Genomic DNA, 17743 nt, shown 5'->3' on the forward strand with positions numbered 1-17743 from the left:
ACGCACACGGCCGCTCTTTACTCGTACTGGATCAGAACACCTACTTGGAGCAGCCCGTGACAAGGTCGGTCATAGTCAACCCCCGGCGCCGTGCCCTGCTGGCCGCCACCGCGCTCGCTGCCGTGGGCGCGCTGACCCTGTCGGCCTGTGGAGGTGACGCGGACGCCAAGGACGACAAGAACAGCAGCGCGGCCGCCAAGGGTGCGGACATCACCATCTCGTCCAAGGACGGTGCCACCGACGCCTCGATCAACGCCACCGGTGTCAGGGTCAAGAACGGCAAGCTGACCAGCGTGAAGATGACGTCGGTGACGTCAGGCACGGCGGTCGAGGGCACCATCTCCGGCGACGGCACCAGCTGGAAGCCCAAGTCCCAGCTGGAGCGCGGCACGAAGTACAAGGTGACCGCCAACGCCAAGGACGCCAAGGGCAACGCGGCGACCGAGAACGCGACGTTCACGACGGTCTCCTCGGCCAACAGCTTCATCGGCACCTACACGCCGGACGGCGGCGCCACGGTCGGCGTCGGCATGCCGGTCTCCTTCAACTTCGACAAGGCGATCACGGAGAAGAAGGACGTCCAGTCGCACATCACGGTGACGTCAAGCAGTGGCCAGGAGGTCGTCGGCCACTGGTTCGGCAACCAGCGCCTGGACTTCCGGCCCGAGGACTACTGGAAGGCCGGGTCCAAGGTCACGATGAAGATCAACCTGGACGGCGTGAAGGGCGCGAACGGCGTCACCGGCGTGCAGAACAAGACGGTCACCTTCACCGTCGGCCGCGCCCAGGTCTCCACGGTCGACGTGCAGGCCAAGAAGATGACGGTCGAGCGCGACGGCAAGGTCATCAAGTCCGTCCCGATCTCGGCGGGCAGCCCGTCGAACCCGACGTACAACGGCAAGATGGTCATCTCGGAGAAGTTCACGCAGACCCGGATGAACGGCGACACGGTCGGCTTCGGCGGGGAGTACGACATCAAGGACGTGCCGCACGCCATGCGCCTGTCCTCGTCGGGCACCTTCATCCACGGCAACTACTGGGGTTCGCCCTCGATCTTCGGCAGCGCCAACACCAGCCACGGCTGCGTCGGCCTCCAGGACGCGCGCGGTGCGGGTGACCCCGGCACCCAGGGCGCCTGGTTCTTCAACAACTCGCTGATCGGCGACGTCGTGACGGTCAAGGGCTCCCCCGACAAGACCATCGCCCCGGACAACGGCCTCAATGGCTGGAACATGTCGTGGAGCGAGTGGAAGGCCGGCAGCGCGAGCTGACCGCGCGCCGCTTTCCGAGCTCACTCCCGGCCCACTCCCGGCCCGGCCCTGAAGCCCAACTGCGCGAGCCGCGCGGGAACTTCCCGTGCGGCTCGCGCGTTTTCCCGTTCCCGGACATGATGTCGGACCCAGGGGCTACGGTATGCACTCACCAGGTGACATGTAGCAACGCCGGGAGAAGAACCTTGAGCGTTCCGTACGACACCGCGTACGAGCCACCCGAGTCGCCCGAACCGCACTCCCCGGAGGAGTACCTCGAGCGACTTCTCGGCCGCGCCCTGAACTCCTTCGACCTGCCGGACGAGGTGCTGGCCCGTCTCGACTCGGCCGTCGCCCACGACAGTTCGCTGCACTCGGCCCACCACAGCTCGGGCCTGCACCGCGAGACGTACAGACACACCTGGCTGCTCGCGGACGCGTCCGTGCTTACGCTCTGGGAGCTCGTCCACAACACCGCGCCGGGCAGCGCCCCGACGCACGAGATCTACGCCGACGAGGAGGAGGCGGGCGTCGCCACCTCGCGGCTGCCGCTGCCGCCCGACCCGCCCGCCTGCGGCCGGCCCGTCGTGCTCCAGCTCCCCGCCGACTCGGGCCCCCGCCACGCGTACGTCCCCGACGGCTCCGCGGACCACGCGCGCCGCCTCCTGCGCCGCGCGGAGAACCCGGACGGCGACCGGCCGGGCAAGGATGTCGTGCGCGAGCTGCGCGCGGCGTTCGCGCACCAGATCACCCAGGCGTTCGGCCGCCCCTGCCTGACCGGCGAGATGCGCATGTCCTTCTCGCTCTACGAGCACGCGTTCCTGCTCTTCGACGGCGGCGAGAGAAGCCTGTGGGAGGTGGAGCACACGCTCACGCCCGACGGGCGGCACATGTGCGAGGTGTACGCGACCGAGGAGGCGGCCCGCGCCGCGATGGAGCGCAGGGCCCAGGAATGGACGCGGACCCGAGGCGGCCAGGGCGCCCGGAGCAGGCGAGGCGGCCAGGGCACCCGGGCGCAGGGCTGAGCGGTGAGGGTCCGAAAGACGCAGGACGCGCAGGACGCGTAGGCCCGGAGCCTCCGCGTCAGGAGCGTTCGCGTCAGGAGCGTCCGTCGCCGAACTGCCGTACGAGACCGGCGAAGGCGGCCCGCTCGTCGGCGGTGAGTTCCACGGTCTCCGCCCGCGGCGGACCCTGCTGGGTCGGCAGCGCGCGCAGCGGCTGCGTCCGGCGCCACCCCTCGGCGCCGGAGCGGTCCCTGCGCATCACCCGCACCAGGCCGACGGCCCAGACGACGGTCGCCACGGCGAGCGCGGCCACGCCTATCTGCTGAACGATCGAGACATCCTGGAACATGCGGCCCAGTAGACAACAAGGGCGGGGCCTTTCGACAGGGGAGATCAGGACTTAGGTCCCGAAGTGACGCATGTCGCACACTGCGGGACCTGGACCCATTTGCCCCCGTGCGGACCGGTCCGGCCCGCGCGCTCAGACGGTCGCCGACGCCCGCGTCCCCTTGGACGCGTCCGCCGCCGACGCACCGGCGGACGTCTCCTCGTCCGTACCGGCCGCCCCGGCGGGCCCCGTCCTCCTCGCGCCCTTGAGCAGGACGACCACGGCCGTCGAGACGCAGACGCCGGCCGCGATCGCGACCAGGTAGAGCAGCGGCCGGCCGATCAGCGGGACCACGAACACACCGCCGTGCGGGGCGCGCAGCGTGCAGTCGAACGCCATCGACAGGGCGCCGGTGACCGCGCCGCCCGCCATGGACGCGGGGATGACGCGCAGCGGGTCGGCGGCCGCGAACGGGATCGCGCCCTCCGTGATGAAGGAGGCGCCGAGGAACCAGGCCGCCTTGCCGTTCTCCCGCTCGGCCTTGGTGAAGAGGCGTCCGCGGACCGTCGTGGCGAGCGCCATGGCGAGTGGCGGGACCATGCCTGCCGCCATCGTCGCGGCCATCACCTTGAGGCCTCCGTCGGTCGGATGGGTGAGGCCGCCGATCGCGAAGGCGTAGGCCACCTTGTTGAGCGGGCCGCCGAGGTCGAAGCACATCATCAGGCCGAGGATCACGCCGAGGATGATCGCGTTGGCGCCGGAGAGGCCCTCCAGCCAGTCGGTCAGCGCGCTCTGCAGGGAGGCGATGGGCTTGCCTACGACGAGGAACATCAGGAAGCCGACCACCGCCGATGAGATCAGCGGAATCACCACCACCGGCATGATGCCGCGCAGCACGGCCGGGATGCGGACCCGCTGGATGCCCATGACGACGGCGCCCGCGAGCAGACCGGCGGCGAGACCGCCGAGGAAGCCCGCGTTGATGGTGACGGCGACCGAGCCGCCGACGAAGCCGGGGACCAGGCCGGGCCGGTCGGCCATTCCGTACGCGATGTAGCCCGCGAGGACCGGGACCAGGAAGGCGAAGGCGAGGCCGCCGATCTGGAAGAGCAGGGCGGCCCAACTGGTGTGGTCCGTCCAGATGAAGTGCTCGGCGACCGACGGCGCCTTGTCGATCTTCCAGCCGCCGATGGCGAAGCCGAGGGCGATGAGCAGGCCGCCCGCCGCGACGAAGGGAACCATGTAACTGACGCCCGACATCAGCCACTTGCGCAGCTTGGTGCCGTAGCCGTCGCCGCTGTCCCCGGCGCTTTCGACCGGGGTCGGCCCCGCGGGGGCGGTCGTCTCGCCGCGCGCGGCCTTCTCCCGTACCTCCGCGATGAGTTCGGCGGGCCGGTTGATCCCCGCCTTGACGCCCACGTCGACGGTGGGCTTGCCCGCGAAGCGGGACTTGTCGCGTACGGGGACGTCGTGGGCGAAGATCACCGCGTCCGCGGCGGCCAGGACGGCCGGGTCGAGGCGAGTGAAGCCGGCGGAGCCCTGCGTCTCCACGGTCAGCTCCACGCCTGCCTCGCGGGCCGCGTTCTCCAGGGACTCGGCGGCCATGTAGGTGTGGGCGATGCCTGTGGGGCAGGAGGTGACGGCGACGATACGGAACGGTTCGGCGGCGCCGGAAGCCGTGCCCCCGCCGTCCTGCCCGCCGCCGGAAGCTTCGGCCGCCCCTTCGGCCTCCCCTTCGTCCCCTCCTTCCTCGCCCCTGATCAGGGCTGCCGCCTCCGCCGCCGTCGAGGCGGACCGCAGCGCGCCCGTGAACTCCGCGTCCATCAACTGCCGTGCCAGCGACGACAGGATCGTCAGGTGGGCGTCGTCCGCGCCCGCCGGGGCCGCGATCAGGAAGATCAGGTCCGCGGGGCCGTCCGGCGCGCCGAAGTCGATGCCGCGTGCCGACCGGCCGAAGGCGAGGGTCGGCTCGGTGACGTGCGCGCTGCGGCAGTGCGGAATGCCGATGCCGCCGTCCAGGCCGGTCGGCATCTGCGCCTCGCGGGCCGCCACATCGGCGAGGAACCCTTCCAGGTCGCTCACGCGCCCGAGCGCCACCATGCGCTCGGCGAGGGAACGGGCCGCGGCTTCCTTGGTTTCGGCGGACAGGTCGATTTCGAGGTCGACCAGGTCCGCGGTGATCATCTCGGTCATCGCGGGCTCCTTCGTACGCGTATCGCCCGGTGGGCGGGGGCGGGGGCTTGGGTGGCGGCGGGAGCTGGGGTGGCGGCGGATTTCATGCGGCGGGCTCCGTCAGTACGCGGTCCAGCGGGACCTCGTCCGTCACGGTGACCGCGTCCGGCGCGAGGTCCGCGGGGGCCGGCATCACGCTGCCCGGCAGCTGGACGGCGGCGGCGCCGTGCGCGACGGCCGAGGCGAGCGCGCGGGGCCCCGCGCCGCCGGCGATCAGGAACCCGGCGAGGGAGGAGTCACCGGCGCCGACGTTGCTGCGCACGGCGTCGACGGGGGCGCTCGCGAAGTACGTGCCCGACGCGTCGACCAGGAGCTGGCCGTCGGCGCCGAGGCTCGCGAGGACGGCCCGGGCGCCCGACGCCCGCAGCTCCCGCGCGGCCTCGACCGCGTCGCCGACCGTGGTGAGGGGACGGCCCACGGCCTCGGCGAGCTCCTCGGCGTTGGGCTTGACGACGTCGGGGCGTTCGGCGAGCGCGGCGAGCAGCGCGGGGCCCGAGGTGTCCAGGGCGATCCGGGCCCCGGCCGCGTGCGCGCGGGCCACCAGCTCGGCGTACCACGACGGCTTCAGGCCGCGCGGCAGGCTGCCGCAGCAGGCGATCCAGTCGGCGCCGGCCGACCGTTCGCCTACGGTGGCGAGCAGCTTCTCCCGTTCCTGGTCCGACAGTTCGGGGCCGGGGGCGTTGATTTTCGTGAGCGTGCCGTCCGGCTCGGCGACCGCGATGTTGGAGCGGGTCTGTCCGGCCACCGGCACCGGGGCGGCCTCGATGCCCTGCTCGTCGAGGAGTCGGGCGACGAGGGCGCCGGGCGCGCCGCCCAGCGGCAGTACGGCGACCGTCCGCACGCCCGCCGCCGCGACGGCCCGAGAGACGTTGACGCCCTTGCCGCCCGGGTCCATCCGGTCGCCGGTGGCGCGGACGACCTCGCCGCGGTCGAGCGAGGGCACCTCGTAGGTGCGGTCGAGGGAGGGGTTGGGGGTGACGGTGAGGATCATGCGCGTACCGCTGCTTTCGTGCTGATGTGCGTACCGGCCGCTTCTGCGCCTTCGGGCGTGCCGGATGCGTCCGTACTCACGCGTGGACCGGCTGCGTCCGTACTCACGCGCGTACCGGCTGCTTGCCTGCTCACGCGCGTACTACTTCCGTGCCCGCGGCCTCGATGGTGGCCGCGACCGCGGGGTCGAGGCCCGTGTCGGTGATCAGTACGTCCACGTCGGTGAGGTCGCCGAAGCGGGCGAAGTGCTCCTGGCCGTGTTTGGCGGAGTCCGCGAGCAGCACGACACGGCGGGCCGCGGCGACGGCCGCGCGCTTCACGGCGGCCTCGGCGAGATCGGGGGTGGTGAGGCCACTCTCCGCGGAGAACCCGTTGGCGGCGAGGAAGACGACGTCGGCGCGGATCTCGCCGTACGCCCGCAGGGCCCAGGCGTCCACGGCCGCGCGCGTACGCTGCCTGACCCGGCCGCCGATGAGGTGGAGCTGGATGCCGGGGTGGTCGGCGAGACGCGCGGCGGTGGGCAGTCCGTGCGTGACGACGGTGAGCGTCGACTCCAGTGGGAGCGCCGCCGCGAGCCGCGCCACGGTCGATCCGGCGTCGAGGATGACGCTGCCCTCCGCGGGCAGTTCGGCGAGGGCGGCGCGGGCGATGCGGTCCTTCTCGTCGGCGGCGGTGCCCTCGCGCTCGGTGAGGTCCGGCTCGAAGTCGAGCCGCCCGGCCGGTATGGCACCGCCGTGCACGCGGCGCACGAGGCCTGCGCGGTCGAGCGCCTTCAGGTCGCGCCGAATGGTCTCCGCGGTGACCTGGAGCTCCTCGGCCAGCGAGAGGACGTCGACCCGCCCGCCGTCCCGCGCGAGCCGCAGGATCTCCTGCTGCCGCTCCGGTGCGTACATGTCCGTTTGCCTCCGCCGAATGCCCGAGCTTGTGGTTTCACTCGCAGAGTACGGTCGAGTTTCGGGAAAGTAAACAGGTTCGGGCACGCCTCAGACACAAACGGACTTTGGGCCTTGTGGGCCGGAGGCTCATTGCCCCCTGCCCCTACGGGCACCTACGCCACCCGCGCCACCTACGGCCAGGTAAACCCCTCCAACGCCCCCAGGCAGCGCCCCGCCAGCCCATCCGGCCCCTCGCCCCCGTCAGACCCCAACGCCCACGTCTCCACCGCCACCCGTACCGCCGTGCTCGCGATGCCCGCCGCCAGGCGCAGCTCCAGCGACGGCTCGGCGGTCCGCTCCTCGCCACCCGACCGTTCCGCGAGGACCGCCAGCAGCGTCTGCTCCGACGCGTGGCACGCGTCCGCCCACACCGCACGCAGCGCCGCGCTCTCCACCGACATGCGCAGCAACGACCGCACCCAGTCCAGGGACTCGACCGCCCCGGCCGTCCCGGCCCCGAGCGCCTCCCGCACCGCGTGCCGCAGCGCGTCCGGAACGGACAGCTCCGCCGGCGCACCGCGCACTGCCTCGGCCCACTGCTGCGCGCCCACCGCGAAGAGCGGCGCGACGGACTCCTCCTTGGTCGGGAAGTAGCGGTAGAACGTGCGCGGCGCGACGCCCGCCGCCCGCGCGATGTCCTCGGCGCGGGTGGCCCGCAGCCCGTCCGCGACGAAGAGCGCCGCCGCGGTGCGGGCGATGTCCAGGCGGGTCTCGTTCTTGCGTCGCTCCGTGAGCGAAACGGGAGGCATGTCAGGCATGCCAGGCAGGTTATGCCAGTCTCCTGACACGACTCATCGGCACGCACTGCCCGTATGGCAGAATCTGCCACCGTCAGATGCGTGCCAGACGCGCGGGCGGACGCGTGCCAGACGCGCAGGCAGACGCGTGCCAGACGCGTGCCAGACGCGCGGGCAGATGGCGTCCGGTGCGCGGGCTGTGCGCATCCGCCGTCGCCGGATGCGCGGGAACAAACAAGGGGTGGCAATCAGCGGTGCGTCGTCGGCAGTTCCTTCTCCATACGGCCGGTCTCGCCGGCGCCACCGCGCTCGGCGCCGGCGGCCTCAGCGCCTGTTCCGCGGAGACCGACGCCCCGCTCAAGCTCCTCGTGGCCAGCTACGACAAGAGCGTGGGCTCCTCGATCGGTGACCAGTGGGGCAGCCTCATCGCCGGCTTCAAGAAGGCCCACCCGGACATCGAAGTCGACCTCGAACGCGTCCCGTTCGCCAAACTCGACGAGACCCTGGCCCGGCGTGTGAAGGACGGCGAGGCCCCCGACATCGCCCAGTCCAACTTCTTCGCGCCCTACGCCGAGGACGGCAAGCTCTACGGCGCGTCCGACCTCTTCGACGTGCGTACCGAGGGCGATTTCATCCGCTCCTACGCGGAGGCGGGCATGGTCGACCGCGTCCAGTACGGGCTGCCCTTCCTGGCCAGCACCCCGCGACTCTTCTACAACAAGGCCCTGTTCAAGCAGGCCCGCGTCGAGGCGCCCCGGTCCTGGGCCGAACTGCGCTCCGCGGCCCAGGCGTTGAAGGGGATCGGCGTGCCCACCCCGTACGGGCTGCAACTCGGTCCGGAGGCCGCCGAGGACGAGGCACTCGCCTGGCTGCTCGCGGACGGCGGAGGCTACGCGGGCCTCGCGGGCTACGACTTCGCAGGCGCCGGCAACATCGCCACCCTGACCTGGCTGCGCGACAACCTCGTGCGGCCGGGCCTCGCGGGCCCCGACCCGAAGTCGCTGACGAGGACGGACGCGTACGCCCAGTTCCTGCGCGGGAAGATCGGCATGATGATCGCGCACCCGGTCCTGATGGGCGCCGCCGACCGGGCCAAGTTCCCTTACGCGCACGCCCCGTTCCCCAAGAAGCTCGGCGGCGCCGCGCCGCCCGTGGGGCTCAATGACTGGCTGATGGCGTTCAGGCGGAACGGGCGGCGCGAGCAGTGCGGCGCGTTCCTGAGCCATCTGTACGGCCGCAAGTCGGCCCTGGCGTACGGCGGGAGCCAGTCGGCGCTGCCGGTGACGAGCTCGGCGTCGGACGCGCTGCGCGAGGACCCGAAGCAGCGTCCGATGTGGGACTTCATCGACCAGATGCCGCGGGCCCAGTTCCAGCCGACGCACCTCGGCTCGTGGCCCGAGGTCAGGAGCGTGGTGCGCCGCCACATCGGCGAGGCGGTGGCCAAGGGCGGCAACCCGAGGGAGGTCCTGGAGTCGCTGGACACGGCGGCGACCCGGGCGGAGCTCTGAGAGTCTGACGCTCCGCCCGGGCCGGGCAGTCGTACGCGGTGCACACAGGGCAGTCGTACGCGGTGCACACCGGCCAGTCGTACGCGGTGCACACAGGGCGCGGTGGCCCGCTCAGCGAACCAACGCGGTCTCGGGCTCCGGCTCACCCTCGGACTCGGACTCGGGCGCGGCCTCGGCCGCGGGACCCGGCACCGTCTCATCCGCACCGCCGCCCTCGACATGCTGCCGCGGCTTCGCCGGGAGCGCGAACATCAGCAGGAAGATGACCAGGAGGACGCCGGCCACCCACCACAGCGCGTTCTCGAACCCGTCCGCGAACTCCGCGGGGATGCGGTTCGGCGCGACCCGGTCGTCGATCACTCCGAAGAACGCCACCGACACCAGGCCGAGGCCGAGCGCGTTGCCCATCTGCTGCACGGTGTTGATGAGGCCGGAGGCCGAACCGGCGTGCTCCTGCGGGACGTCCGAGAGGACCGCGTCGGTGATCGGGGCCACGATCAGGCCCATGCCGACGCCCATCACGACGAGCGGGAGCGCCATCTGCCAGGGCGCGATGTCCGCGCCGTACCGGTCGGCCTCCCAGATGTAGATCAGCACACCGGCGGCCATCGTCAGGGCGCCGGTCTGCAGCACCTTGCGGCCGAACCGGGGCACGAGCTGCTGCACGGAGACGCCGGCCGCCGCGGAGACCGCGATGGAGAACGGCACTCCGGTGAGCCCGGCGCGCAGCGGGGTCCAGCCGAGGCCGATCTGCATGTAGAGGGTCCAGACGAGGAAGAAGATGCCGAGGGCGACACCGAACACGGTCTGCACCGCGATGCCCGCGGCGAAGCTCTTGACCTTGAACAGCGAGAGTTCCACGAGCGGCGAACCGTCCTTCGCGGCCTTCCACTTCTCGTACGCGACGAGCGCGCCGAAGACGACGAAGGCGCCGCCCATCATGACGTAACCCCAGACCGGCCAGTCCAGCTCACGTCCGCGGGTGAGCGGGTAGAGCAGCATGAGCAGGCCGAGCGTGACCAGGACGACGCCGACGAGGTCGAGCTTGAGGGCCCTCGGCGCCTTCGACTCGGTGATGAACTTGCGGCCGAGCAGCAGGCCCGCGATGCCCACCGGCAGGTTGATGAGGAAGATCGGCCGCCACTGCAGGCCGAAGAGGTTCCACTCGGTGAGCAGCGCGCCGAGCAGCGGTCCGGAGACCGCGCCCAGGCCGACGACCATGCCGAAGAGGCCGAAGACCTTGCCGCGCTCGTGGGCGGGGAAGGTGGCGTGCACGATCGACAGCACCTGCGGCACCATCAGCGCGGCCATGCCGCCCTGCAGGATGCGCGACGCGACCAGCATCTCCGGGTTCGCCGCGAAGCCGCAGAGCGCGGAGGCGACGGTGAACCCGGTGATCCCTATGAGGAAGAGCCGCTTGCGTCCATGGATGTCGCCGAGGCGTCCACCGGTGATGAGGCCGGCGGCGAAGGCGAGCGCGTACCCCGCGGTGATCCACTGGATCTGGCTGAGGGAGGCGCCCTCGTTCCGCTGGATGGACGGGATCGCGATGTTGACGATGGTCACGTCGACGAGATCCATGAAGGCGGCGGTCATCACGATGGCCAGGGCGAACCAGCGCCGCCGGTCGCCGGCGGCCACCGGCGTCCCGGGTGCGGAAGTGGTGCTCGGTGAAGTCATGCCGTTCAGGCTAGAGGCCATATAGGACAGCTCATGACCTAGTTGTCCGGCATCCTGGGCTTCATGACGACGACGGACGGTACGGCGGCCGGTACGGACACCCCGGCCCGGCTCTTCCAGCTCCTCTCGCTCCTGCAGACCCCCCGCGAGTGGCCCGGCGCCGAGCTCTCCGAGCGGCTCGGTGTCAGCAGGCGCACGGTGCGGCGCGACATCGACCGGCTGCGGGACCTCGGCTATCCGGTGCGGGCCAGCCAGGGCGCGGCGGGCGGCTACCGTCTCGTCGCGGGCAAGGCGATGCCGCCGCTCGTCCTGGACGACGAGGAGGCGGTGGCCATCGCGGTCGGCCTGCGGGCCGGGGCGGGGCACGCGGTGGAGGGCGTGGAGGAGGCGTCGGTACGGGCGCTCGCCAAGCTGGAGCAGGTGCTTCCCGCCCGACTGCGCCACCGGGTCTCCGCGTTGCAGATCGCGACGACGCCGCTGACCAGCGGGGACGGTGCGAGTATCGCGCCGGAGACGCTGACGGTGATGGCGTCGGCGGCGGCCGGCCAGGAACGTCTGCGGTTCGGCTACCGGGCGGGTGACGGCACGCAGTCGCGCCGCCTCACCGAGCCGTACCGGCTGGTCTCGACGGGGCGGCGCTGGTACCTCGTGGCGTTCGACATCGACCGCGAGGACTGGCGGACCTTCCGGGTGGACCGGGTGAGCGAGCCGTTCGCGACGGGCGCGCGGTTCGTGCCGCGTGAGCTGCCCAAGGGGGACGCGGCGGAGTTCATCCGCGACTCCATGTGGCGCGGCCGCCAGGCCTACGACCTGGACGTGACGTTCGCCGCCCCCGCGGCGTTCGTGGCCGCCCGCCTGACATCGGCGCTCGGCCCGGTGGAACCCCTGGACGAGCACAGCTGCCGCCTGCGGGCGACGGTCTCGGGCACCGTCGAGTGGCTGGCGATCCGCCTCGCGGTGATGGACTGCGACTTCGCGGTCCACGCCCCGCGGGAGCTGGTCACGTACGTGGCCGACTTGGCGTCACGGCTGGGGAGGGCGACGGGATGAGCCGATGAGCCCCCACCCGCCCAGCCGGCCGCCCTAGGCCACCGCGTCGAACCCGGTGTCCCTGGCCAGCTTCTTCAGCTCAAGAAGCGCGTGCTTCTCGATCTGCCGGATCCGCTCACGCGTCAGCCCGTGCTCCTTGCCGACCTCCGTCAGCGTCCGCTCGCGGCCGTCCTCGATGCCGTACCGCATCTTGATGATGGACGCCGTGCGCTGGTCGAGGCGGCCTATCAGGTCGTCGAGCTCCTCCCTGCGCAGCAGGGAGAGGACGGACTGCTCGGGCGAGACGGCGGAGGTGTCCTCCAGGAGGTCGCCGAACTGGGTGTCGCCCTCGTCGTCCACGCCCATGTTCAGCGAGACGGGGTCGCGTGCCCAGTCCAGGACGTCGATGACGCGCTCCGGCGTCGAGGACAGCTCCTTGGCGATCTCCGCGGGCTCCGGCTCCCGGCCGTTCTCCCTGTTGAACTCGCGCTGCACACGGCGGATCCGGCCCAGCTCCTCGACCAGGTGGACGGGGAGGCGGATGGTGCGGGACTGGTCGGCTATGGAGCGGGTGATGGCCTGGCGGATCCACCACGTGGCGTACGTGGAGAACTTGAAACCCTTGGCGTAGTCGAACTTCTCGACGGCGCGGACCAGACCCGCGTTCCCCTCCTGGATCAGGTCGAGCAGGGGCAGGCCGCTGCGCGGATAGCGGCGGGCTACCGCGACGACCAGGCGGAGGTTCGAGCGGATGAAGACGTCCTTGGCCCGCTCACCGTCGGCGACGAGGGCTTCGAGCTCCTCGCGGTCCGCGGTGACCCGGCTGTCCTCGACCTCGCCGTCCAGAATCTTCCGGGCATACACCCCCGCCTCGATGACCTGGGAGAGTTCCACTTCCTTGGCGGCATCGAGCAGCGGCGTACGCGCGATCTCGTCGAGGTACATGCCGACCAGGTCGCGGTCGGCGATCTCCCCGCCTACGGCGCGAACACTGCGTGCCGCGTCGGTCTCGCCGGAGGCGGACTTGCGACGGGCGACGGCACGGGTTGCCATGCGTGCTCCCTTGCGATGTGGTGGTCCTGGTCGGCCCTGGTGGGGCCTCTGTGGTGGATGGCACACCCTCGGGTGCCCTGCATCCGTTGGAAACAACGACTGGAATCCGGACAGAATTCCCAAGCCGCACATCTTTTTTCCTGACGGTGCAGTACCCTGTGCCGCTACACACGGAGGTCGGGTGCTGTCAGAGGGTGCGGAGACGCAGGTCAGGCCGGGGGCCGAGGCCGACCTGGAAGCCCTCACGGACCTCTACAACCACTACGTCCGTGAGACGGCGGTCACCTTCGACACCGTCGCCCTCCGTCCGGAAGAGCGCCGCCCTTGGCTGCTCTCCCACCCCAAAGACGGCCCGCACCGTCTCTTGGTTGCTCAGGAGCGGGATTCCGGCCTCCGCCCCTCTCGGGTGCTCGGATACGCGACGAGTAGTCCTTTCCGTCCGAAGCCCGCGTACTCGACCTCCGTGGAGGTCAGCGTGTACTGCGCCCCCGAGGCCGTGGGCCGGGGCATCGGCACGCTCCTCTACCGGGCCCTCTTCGACGCCCTGCGCGGCGAGGACCTGCACCGCGCCTACGCGGGCGTGGCCCTCCCGAACGAGGCGTCGGTCCGTCTCCACGAGCGCTTCGGGTTCCGTCACGTGGGGACGTACGAAGAAGCGGGCAGGAAGTTCGGGCGGTACTGGGACGTCGCCTGGTACGAGCTGCCGCTCACCCCCCGAGCCTGAATGGCACCCGGCCCCGGACCACGCACGCGACCCTGCCCCAGGCCGCGCGCACGCAACCCCGTCCTAGGCCCCACGCACGACCCCGGCCTAGGCCCGCAGACCGTTCCCCGCCCCGGCCCCGCCGCCTACCGTCCCCACATGACCGGCACAGATTCCGACACCCGCACCGACCCCGGCCCCGACCCCGACACCACGGGTGTCCTCGCCGAAGCCCTGCAGCGGCTGCACACCACCGGACCCGAGCGCCTGGGGCGGCTCTCCAACCACGCGCCGATGGCCGTCGAGGCGCTCGCCGCGCGCGGGCAGTCCGGATCCATCCATCGTTGGCTTGATCTTTACGGTCCGCGCCTGGAGGAGTTTCCGGCGTCCGTCGAACCGGTCACCGACGCCGACTGGCCCGCCGCACTCGGCGATCCGCGCCGGGCGGCCGACTGGATCACGTACTTCGGCCGGGAGATCGAGGCGCGGCCCTGGCGCGACGTGCTCGCCACCTGGTGGCCGCGCCTGCTCCCCGGCCTGTACGGCGCGGCCACGCACCCGGTGATCCGGGTGGGCCACGCCGTGCGCACCCTGGAGCGGGGCGGCGCCGACGAGCCGCGCCTGGCGGAGCTCGCGCACGGCCTCGGCTACTGGGCGGCCCGGCACACCCCCGCCACCGGCATCGCCCCGCTGCCCGGCGCCATGAGCGCGGCCGACGCCCTGGAGGCGACGCCGCCCATCGACGAGCGGGCGGAGGGCGGCTTCGGCGAGCGGCTCGGGCGGGTCGGGGCGCTGCCGAGGTGGAGCGCCGCGGTGACCGATCCCGACGAGGCGCGGCGCCGGCTCACCGAGCTGGTACGGGCGGCCACCCACCGGTACGCCACGCACGGCCACGGCGAGCCGACGATGCTGGTGCACGCGGCGACCGCGCCCAACGCCGTGCTGCGCGCCCTGCCCGCGCTCCCCCGCACCCTGTGGGCGACGAGCCTGCACGCCGCGTGGACGGCGTCGGCCGCGGTCACCGCCATGTACGCGCCGGACGCCCCCATCGCGTACACCTCACCCGGCACGTACACCGCCGAGGAGGTCTTCGAGCGGGCCCTGGCGCACGGCGACGAGCACGTGATCAAGCTGGCCGACACCGCCCTGGACGTGGGCGACGAGCAGGCGCTGGCGGCGGCGCTGCGCGCCGTGGACCTGAGCGAACCGCTCACCGCCTGAGCCGGAACGACCGCCGAGCCACCCCGCCACCCCACCTCACCCCGCCGCCCCACCCCACCTCACCCGAACTGCACCGACCTCTTCGCCAGCCCCATCCAGAACCCGTCGATCACACTGCGCTGCTCGCCGATGTCCCCCGTGGCGTCGGCCGCGCCGAGCGTCACGAAGAGCGGGGCGAAGTGCTCCGTGCGCGGGTGGGCGAGCTGCCCGGCCGGGGACTTGTGCCCGAAGTCGAGCAGCGCGTCCACGTCGCCCGCCGTCAGGGCCGCTTCGCCCCAGGCGTCGAACTCCGCCGACCAGGACGGGACGCCGCCGTGGCGCAGCGCGGCCAGATTGTGCGTGAAGAAGCCGCTGCCGATGACGAGCACGCCCTCGTCGCGCAGCGGGGCGAGCCTGCGGCCGATGTCCATGAGGCGGCGCGGGTCGAGGGTCGGCAGGGAGATCTGGAGCACGGGGATGTCCGCGTCCGGATACATCTCCACCAGCGGGACGTACGCGCCGTGGTCGAGCCCGCGGTCCGGCACGTCCTGCACGGGTATGCCGGGCGCGCGCAGCAGCTTGCGTACGGAGTCGGCCAGCCGGGGCGCGCCGGGCGCGGCGTAGGTCACCTCGTAGTAGTGCTGGGGGAAGCCCCAGAAGTCGTACACGAGGGGGAGCGTCTCGGTGGCGGAGAGGGCCAGCGGGGCCTCTTCCCAGTGGGCGGAGACCATGAGGATCGCGGTGGGCCTGGGCAGCCCGGCGGACCAGGCGGCCAGTTCGCCGGGCCAGACCGGGTCGTCGGCGAGTGGCGGGGCGCCGTGGCTGAGGTACAGGGCGGGCATGCGGGACATCGCGCACCTCCGGGTCCGGGCGGTCGGCGGTCCAGCACCCTTTCGCCCATTACTTGAACTCTCAAGCTTTACATCCCTACCCTACGCGTGGTTTGTTCAAGTTTCAAGAAGGGGCCTCGTACAGTGGGGTACATGGATACGGCAGCGACCCCCTCCCCGGCCGACGAGCCGCGCTGGCTGGACGGCGATGAGCAGCGCGTCTGGCGGGCCTACCTCCACGCCACCACTCTCCTCGACGACCACCTCGACCGTCAGCTGCAGCGTGACGCGGGCATGCCGCACATGTACTACGGCATATTGGTCCAGCTCTCCGACGCCCCACGGCGGCGGCTGCGGATGACCGAACTGGCCAGGACCATGAAGATCACCCGGTCCCGTCTCTCGCACGCGGTCGCCCGGCTGGAGAAGAGCGGCTGGGTGCGCCGCGAGGACTGCCCCTCCGACAAGCGCGGCCAGCTGGCGATCCTCACCGACGAGGGGTTCGAGGTGCTGCGCAGGACCGCCCCCGGCCATGTCTCCGCCGTCCGCAAGGCCCTCTTCGACCGGCTCACCCCGGAACAGCAGAAGTCCCTCGGCGAGATCATGACGATCGTCGCCGAGGGACTCCAGCCGACGGAGGCCGGGGCAGACCTCCCCTGGCTCCGCTAGGGCCTGTCTTTCGGATCTGCCCGGATCAGGCCGGCCCGGATCAGTGGGCCATCACCGGAATCCTGACCTCGTCCTCGACACCGTCCGACGAGTCGGCCGGAGCCGACGTGCCGCCCTGATGGCCGGTGTTGACGAAGGTCGCCGCGATCAGCGACGCGGCGGCCAGGATGCCGACCGCCCACCAGATGGCGCTGGTGTACCCCTCGACCATGGCCTGGGCCTGGAGCAGCTTCGGGTTGGTCGCGCCGGCCGCGTGGTCCGTGAGGTACGCGGTGGTCGCCGAGGCGGCGATGGTGTTGAGCAGGGCCGTGCCGATGGCGCCGCCGACCTGCTGCGAGGTGTTGACCATCGCGGAGGCGACACCGGCGTCACGGGCCTCGACGCCGTGCGTGGCCAGGGACATGGCGGGCATGAACGCCGTACCCATGCCGAGGCCCAGCATCAGCTGCGCGGGCAGGATCAGACCGGCGTACGAGGTGCCGATCTCCAGCTGCGTCAGGAGCAGCATGCCGAGGGCGGCGAGCAGGAAGCCCGGGGCCATGAGCAGCCGCGGCGGTACGCGGGTCATCAGCCGGGCGCCGATCTGCGTGGAGCCCGTGATCATGCCGACGATCATCGGCAGGAAGGCGAAGCCGGTCTTGACCGGCGAGTACCCCTTCACGATCTGGAGGTAGTACGTGAGGAACAGGAACAGGCCGAACATCGCGATGATCGCGAGGCCGAGCGACAGGTAGACGCCGCCGCGGTTGCGCTCGGTCAGGACGCGCAGCGGCAGCAGCGGCGACTTGACCTTGGCCTCGGTGAGGACGAACGCGGCGAGCAGCACGACGGACGCGACGAACATGGCGATGGTCACGGAGTCGGACCAGCCCTCGGACTCGGCGCGGGTGAAGCCGTAGACCAGCGCGACCAGGCCGAGGGTGGAGAGGACCACGCCGGGGATGTCGAGCGGGGAACGGTTGCGGCCACCGGCCGGCTCACGGATGACGAAGTACGCGCCGAGCGCGGCGACGACCGCGAACGGGATGTTCACGAAGAAGGTCCAGCGCCAGTTCAGATACTCGGTGAGGAAGCCGCCGAGGATCAGGCCGACGGCGCCGCCGCCACCGGCGATCGCGCCGTAGATGCCGAAGGCCTTGGCGCGCTCCTTGGCGTCGGTGAACATCACCGCGAGCAGGGAGAGGGCGGCGGGCGCGAGCAGCGCGCCGAAGACGCCCTGCAGGGCGCGGGCGCCCAGCATCATGGCCTCGCTGGTCGCGGCGCCGCCGAGCGCGGAGGCCGCGGCGAAGCCGACCAGGCCGGTCACGAAGGTGCGCTTGCGGCCCCACAGGTCGGAGATGCGGCCACCGAAGAGCAGCAGGCCGCCGAAGGCGAGCGCGTAGGCCGTGATGACCCACTGGCGGTTGCCGTCGGATATGCCGAGGTCCTGCTGGGCGGAGGGCAGCGCGATGTTCACGATGGTCGCGTCGAGCACGACCATCAGCTGCGCGAGAGCGATGAAGACGAGCGCTCTCCAGCGGTTGTTGTCGGGCCCCGAGTCGGGCTTGAGAGCTGTTTCAGACATGGGAGTAGCCACCTAGCGGTACGAAATGTGC

Annotated in this window: 16 protein-coding genes; 7 read left to right on the plus strand and 9 right to left on the minus strand. The window is 71.7% G+C overall.

The genetic code is table 11. The annotated features are described in order from the left end of the window. Positions 1-26 precede the first annotated feature (26 nt). Both AC07DI_RS06290 and AC07DI_RS06295 read left to right on the plus strand, forming a co-directional pair. Positions 27-1271: a L,D-transpeptidase gene (locus tag AC07DI_RS06290; RefSeq protein ID WP_384253733.1), complete on the plus strand. Its 1245-nt coding sequence runs from the start codon at positions 27-29 to the stop codon at positions 1269-1271. 185 nt (positions 1272-1456) lie between these two features. Continuing rightward, on the plus strand, positions 1457-2275 hold the full coding sequence (locus AC07DI_RS06295) for a DUF6227 family protein (RefSeq protein WP_478902544.1): 819 nt from the start codon (positions 1457-1459) through the stop codon (positions 2273-2275). A gap of 73 nt (positions 2276-2348) precedes the next feature. Here the strand turns inward: AC07DI_RS06295 and AC07DI_RS06300 are convergent, their stop codons facing one another. The 5 genes from AC07DI_RS06300 to AC07DI_RS06320 form a co-directional block, all read right to left on the minus strand. Continuing rightward, entirely contained in the window at positions 2349-2603 is a 255-nt protein-coding gene (locus AC07DI_RS06300) for a hypothetical protein (RefSeq protein ID WP_478902546.1), read from the minus strand. A 132-nt stretch (positions 2604-2735) separates the two neighbouring features. Continuing rightward, entirely contained in the window at positions 2736-4775 is a 2040-nt protein-coding gene (locus tag AC07DI_RS06305; RefSeq protein WP_478902547.1) for a PTS fructose transporter subunit IIABC, read from the minus strand. Positions 4776-4857: 82 nt separating this feature from the next. After that, on the minus strand, positions 4858-5805 hold the full coding sequence (gene pfkB / locus AC07DI_RS06310; RefSeq protein WP_478902548.1) for a 1-phosphofructokinase: 948 nt from the start codon (positions 5803-5805) through the stop codon (positions 4858-4860). Between the two features lie 130 nt (positions 5806-5935). Further along, positions 5936-6697 (minus strand): DeoR/GlpR family DNA-binding transcription regulator, encoded by a 762-nt coding sequence (locus AC07DI_RS06315; RefSeq protein WP_384253449.1) that lies wholly within the window; start codon positions 6695-6697, stop codon positions 5936-5938. 173 nt (positions 6698-6870) lie between these two features. Beyond that, positions 6871-7497 (minus strand): TetR/AcrR family transcriptional regulator, encoded by a 627-nt coding sequence (locus tag AC07DI_RS06320; RefSeq protein ID WP_478902549.1) that lies wholly within the window; start codon positions 7495-7497, stop codon positions 6871-6873. Between the two features lie 233 nt (positions 7498-7730). Between AC07DI_RS06320 and AC07DI_RS06325 the strand changes: the two genes are divergently transcribed. Then, positions 7731-8984, plus strand: a complete 1254-nt coding sequence (locus tag AC07DI_RS06325) for an extracellular solute-binding protein (RefSeq protein ID WP_478902550.1) — start codon at positions 7731-7733, stop codon at positions 8982-8984. 111 nt (positions 8985-9095) lie between these two features. Here the strand turns inward: AC07DI_RS06325 and AC07DI_RS06330 are convergent, their stop codons facing one another. Beyond that, complete coding sequence (locus AC07DI_RS06330; RefSeq protein WP_478902552.1) at positions 9096-10664, minus strand: MFS transporter; 1569 nt, start codon at positions 10662-10664, stop codon at positions 9096-9098. 63 nt (positions 10665-10727) lie between these two features. Between AC07DI_RS06330 and AC07DI_RS06335 the strand changes: the two genes are divergently transcribed. After that, positions 10728-11714 (plus strand): helix-turn-helix transcriptional regulator, encoded by a 987-nt coding sequence (locus tag AC07DI_RS06335; protein ID WP_478902554.1) that lies wholly within the window; start codon positions 10728-10730, stop codon positions 11712-11714. A 33-nt stretch (positions 11715-11747) separates the two neighbouring features. Here AC07DI_RS06335 and AC07DI_RS06340 read toward each other — a convergent pair whose 3' ends face one another. Then, a complete protein-coding gene (locus AC07DI_RS06340) occupies positions 11748-12746 on the minus strand; it encodes a sigma-70 family RNA polymerase sigma factor (protein WP_478902555.1) in 999 nt (332 codons plus the stop codon). A gap of 181 nt (positions 12747-12927) precedes the next feature. Between AC07DI_RS06340 and AC07DI_RS06345 the strand changes: the two genes are divergently transcribed. Next, positions 12928-13470 (plus strand): N-acetyltransferase family protein, encoded by a 543-nt coding sequence (locus tag AC07DI_RS06345; RefSeq protein WP_478902557.1) that lies wholly within the window; start codon positions 12928-12930, stop codon positions 13468-13470. Between the two features lie 138 nt (positions 13471-13608). After that, on the plus strand, positions 13609-14670 hold the full coding sequence (locus AC07DI_RS06350; protein ID WP_478902558.1) for a questin oxidase family protein: 1062 nt from the start codon (positions 13609-13611) through the stop codon (positions 14668-14670). A 59-nt stretch (positions 14671-14729) separates the two neighbouring features. On the opposite strand, the gene AC07DI_RS06355 is transcribed toward AC07DI_RS06350, so the two are convergent. Beyond that, positions 14730-15491, minus strand: coding sequence for a dioxygenase family protein (locus tag AC07DI_RS06355; protein WP_478902854.1), 762 nt, complete (start codon positions 15489-15491; stop codon positions 14730-14732). A 141-nt stretch (positions 15492-15632) separates the two neighbouring features. Here AC07DI_RS06355 and AC07DI_RS06360 point away from each other — a divergent pair, with 141 nt between their 5' ends. Further along, positions 15633-16148, plus strand: a complete 516-nt coding sequence (locus AC07DI_RS06360) for a MarR family winged helix-turn-helix transcriptional regulator (RefSeq protein WP_478902559.1) — start codon at positions 15633-15635, stop codon at positions 16146-16148. 40 nt (positions 16149-16188) lie between these two features. Here the strand turns inward: AC07DI_RS06360 and AC07DI_RS06365 are convergent, their stop codons facing one another. Next, entirely contained in the window at positions 16189-17712 is a 1524-nt protein-coding gene (locus AC07DI_RS06365) for an MFS transporter (protein ID WP_478902561.1), read from the minus strand. Positions 17713-17743 lie beyond the last annotated feature (31 nt).

This window comes from Streptomyces sp. NPDC044106 (assembly GCF_056433985.1).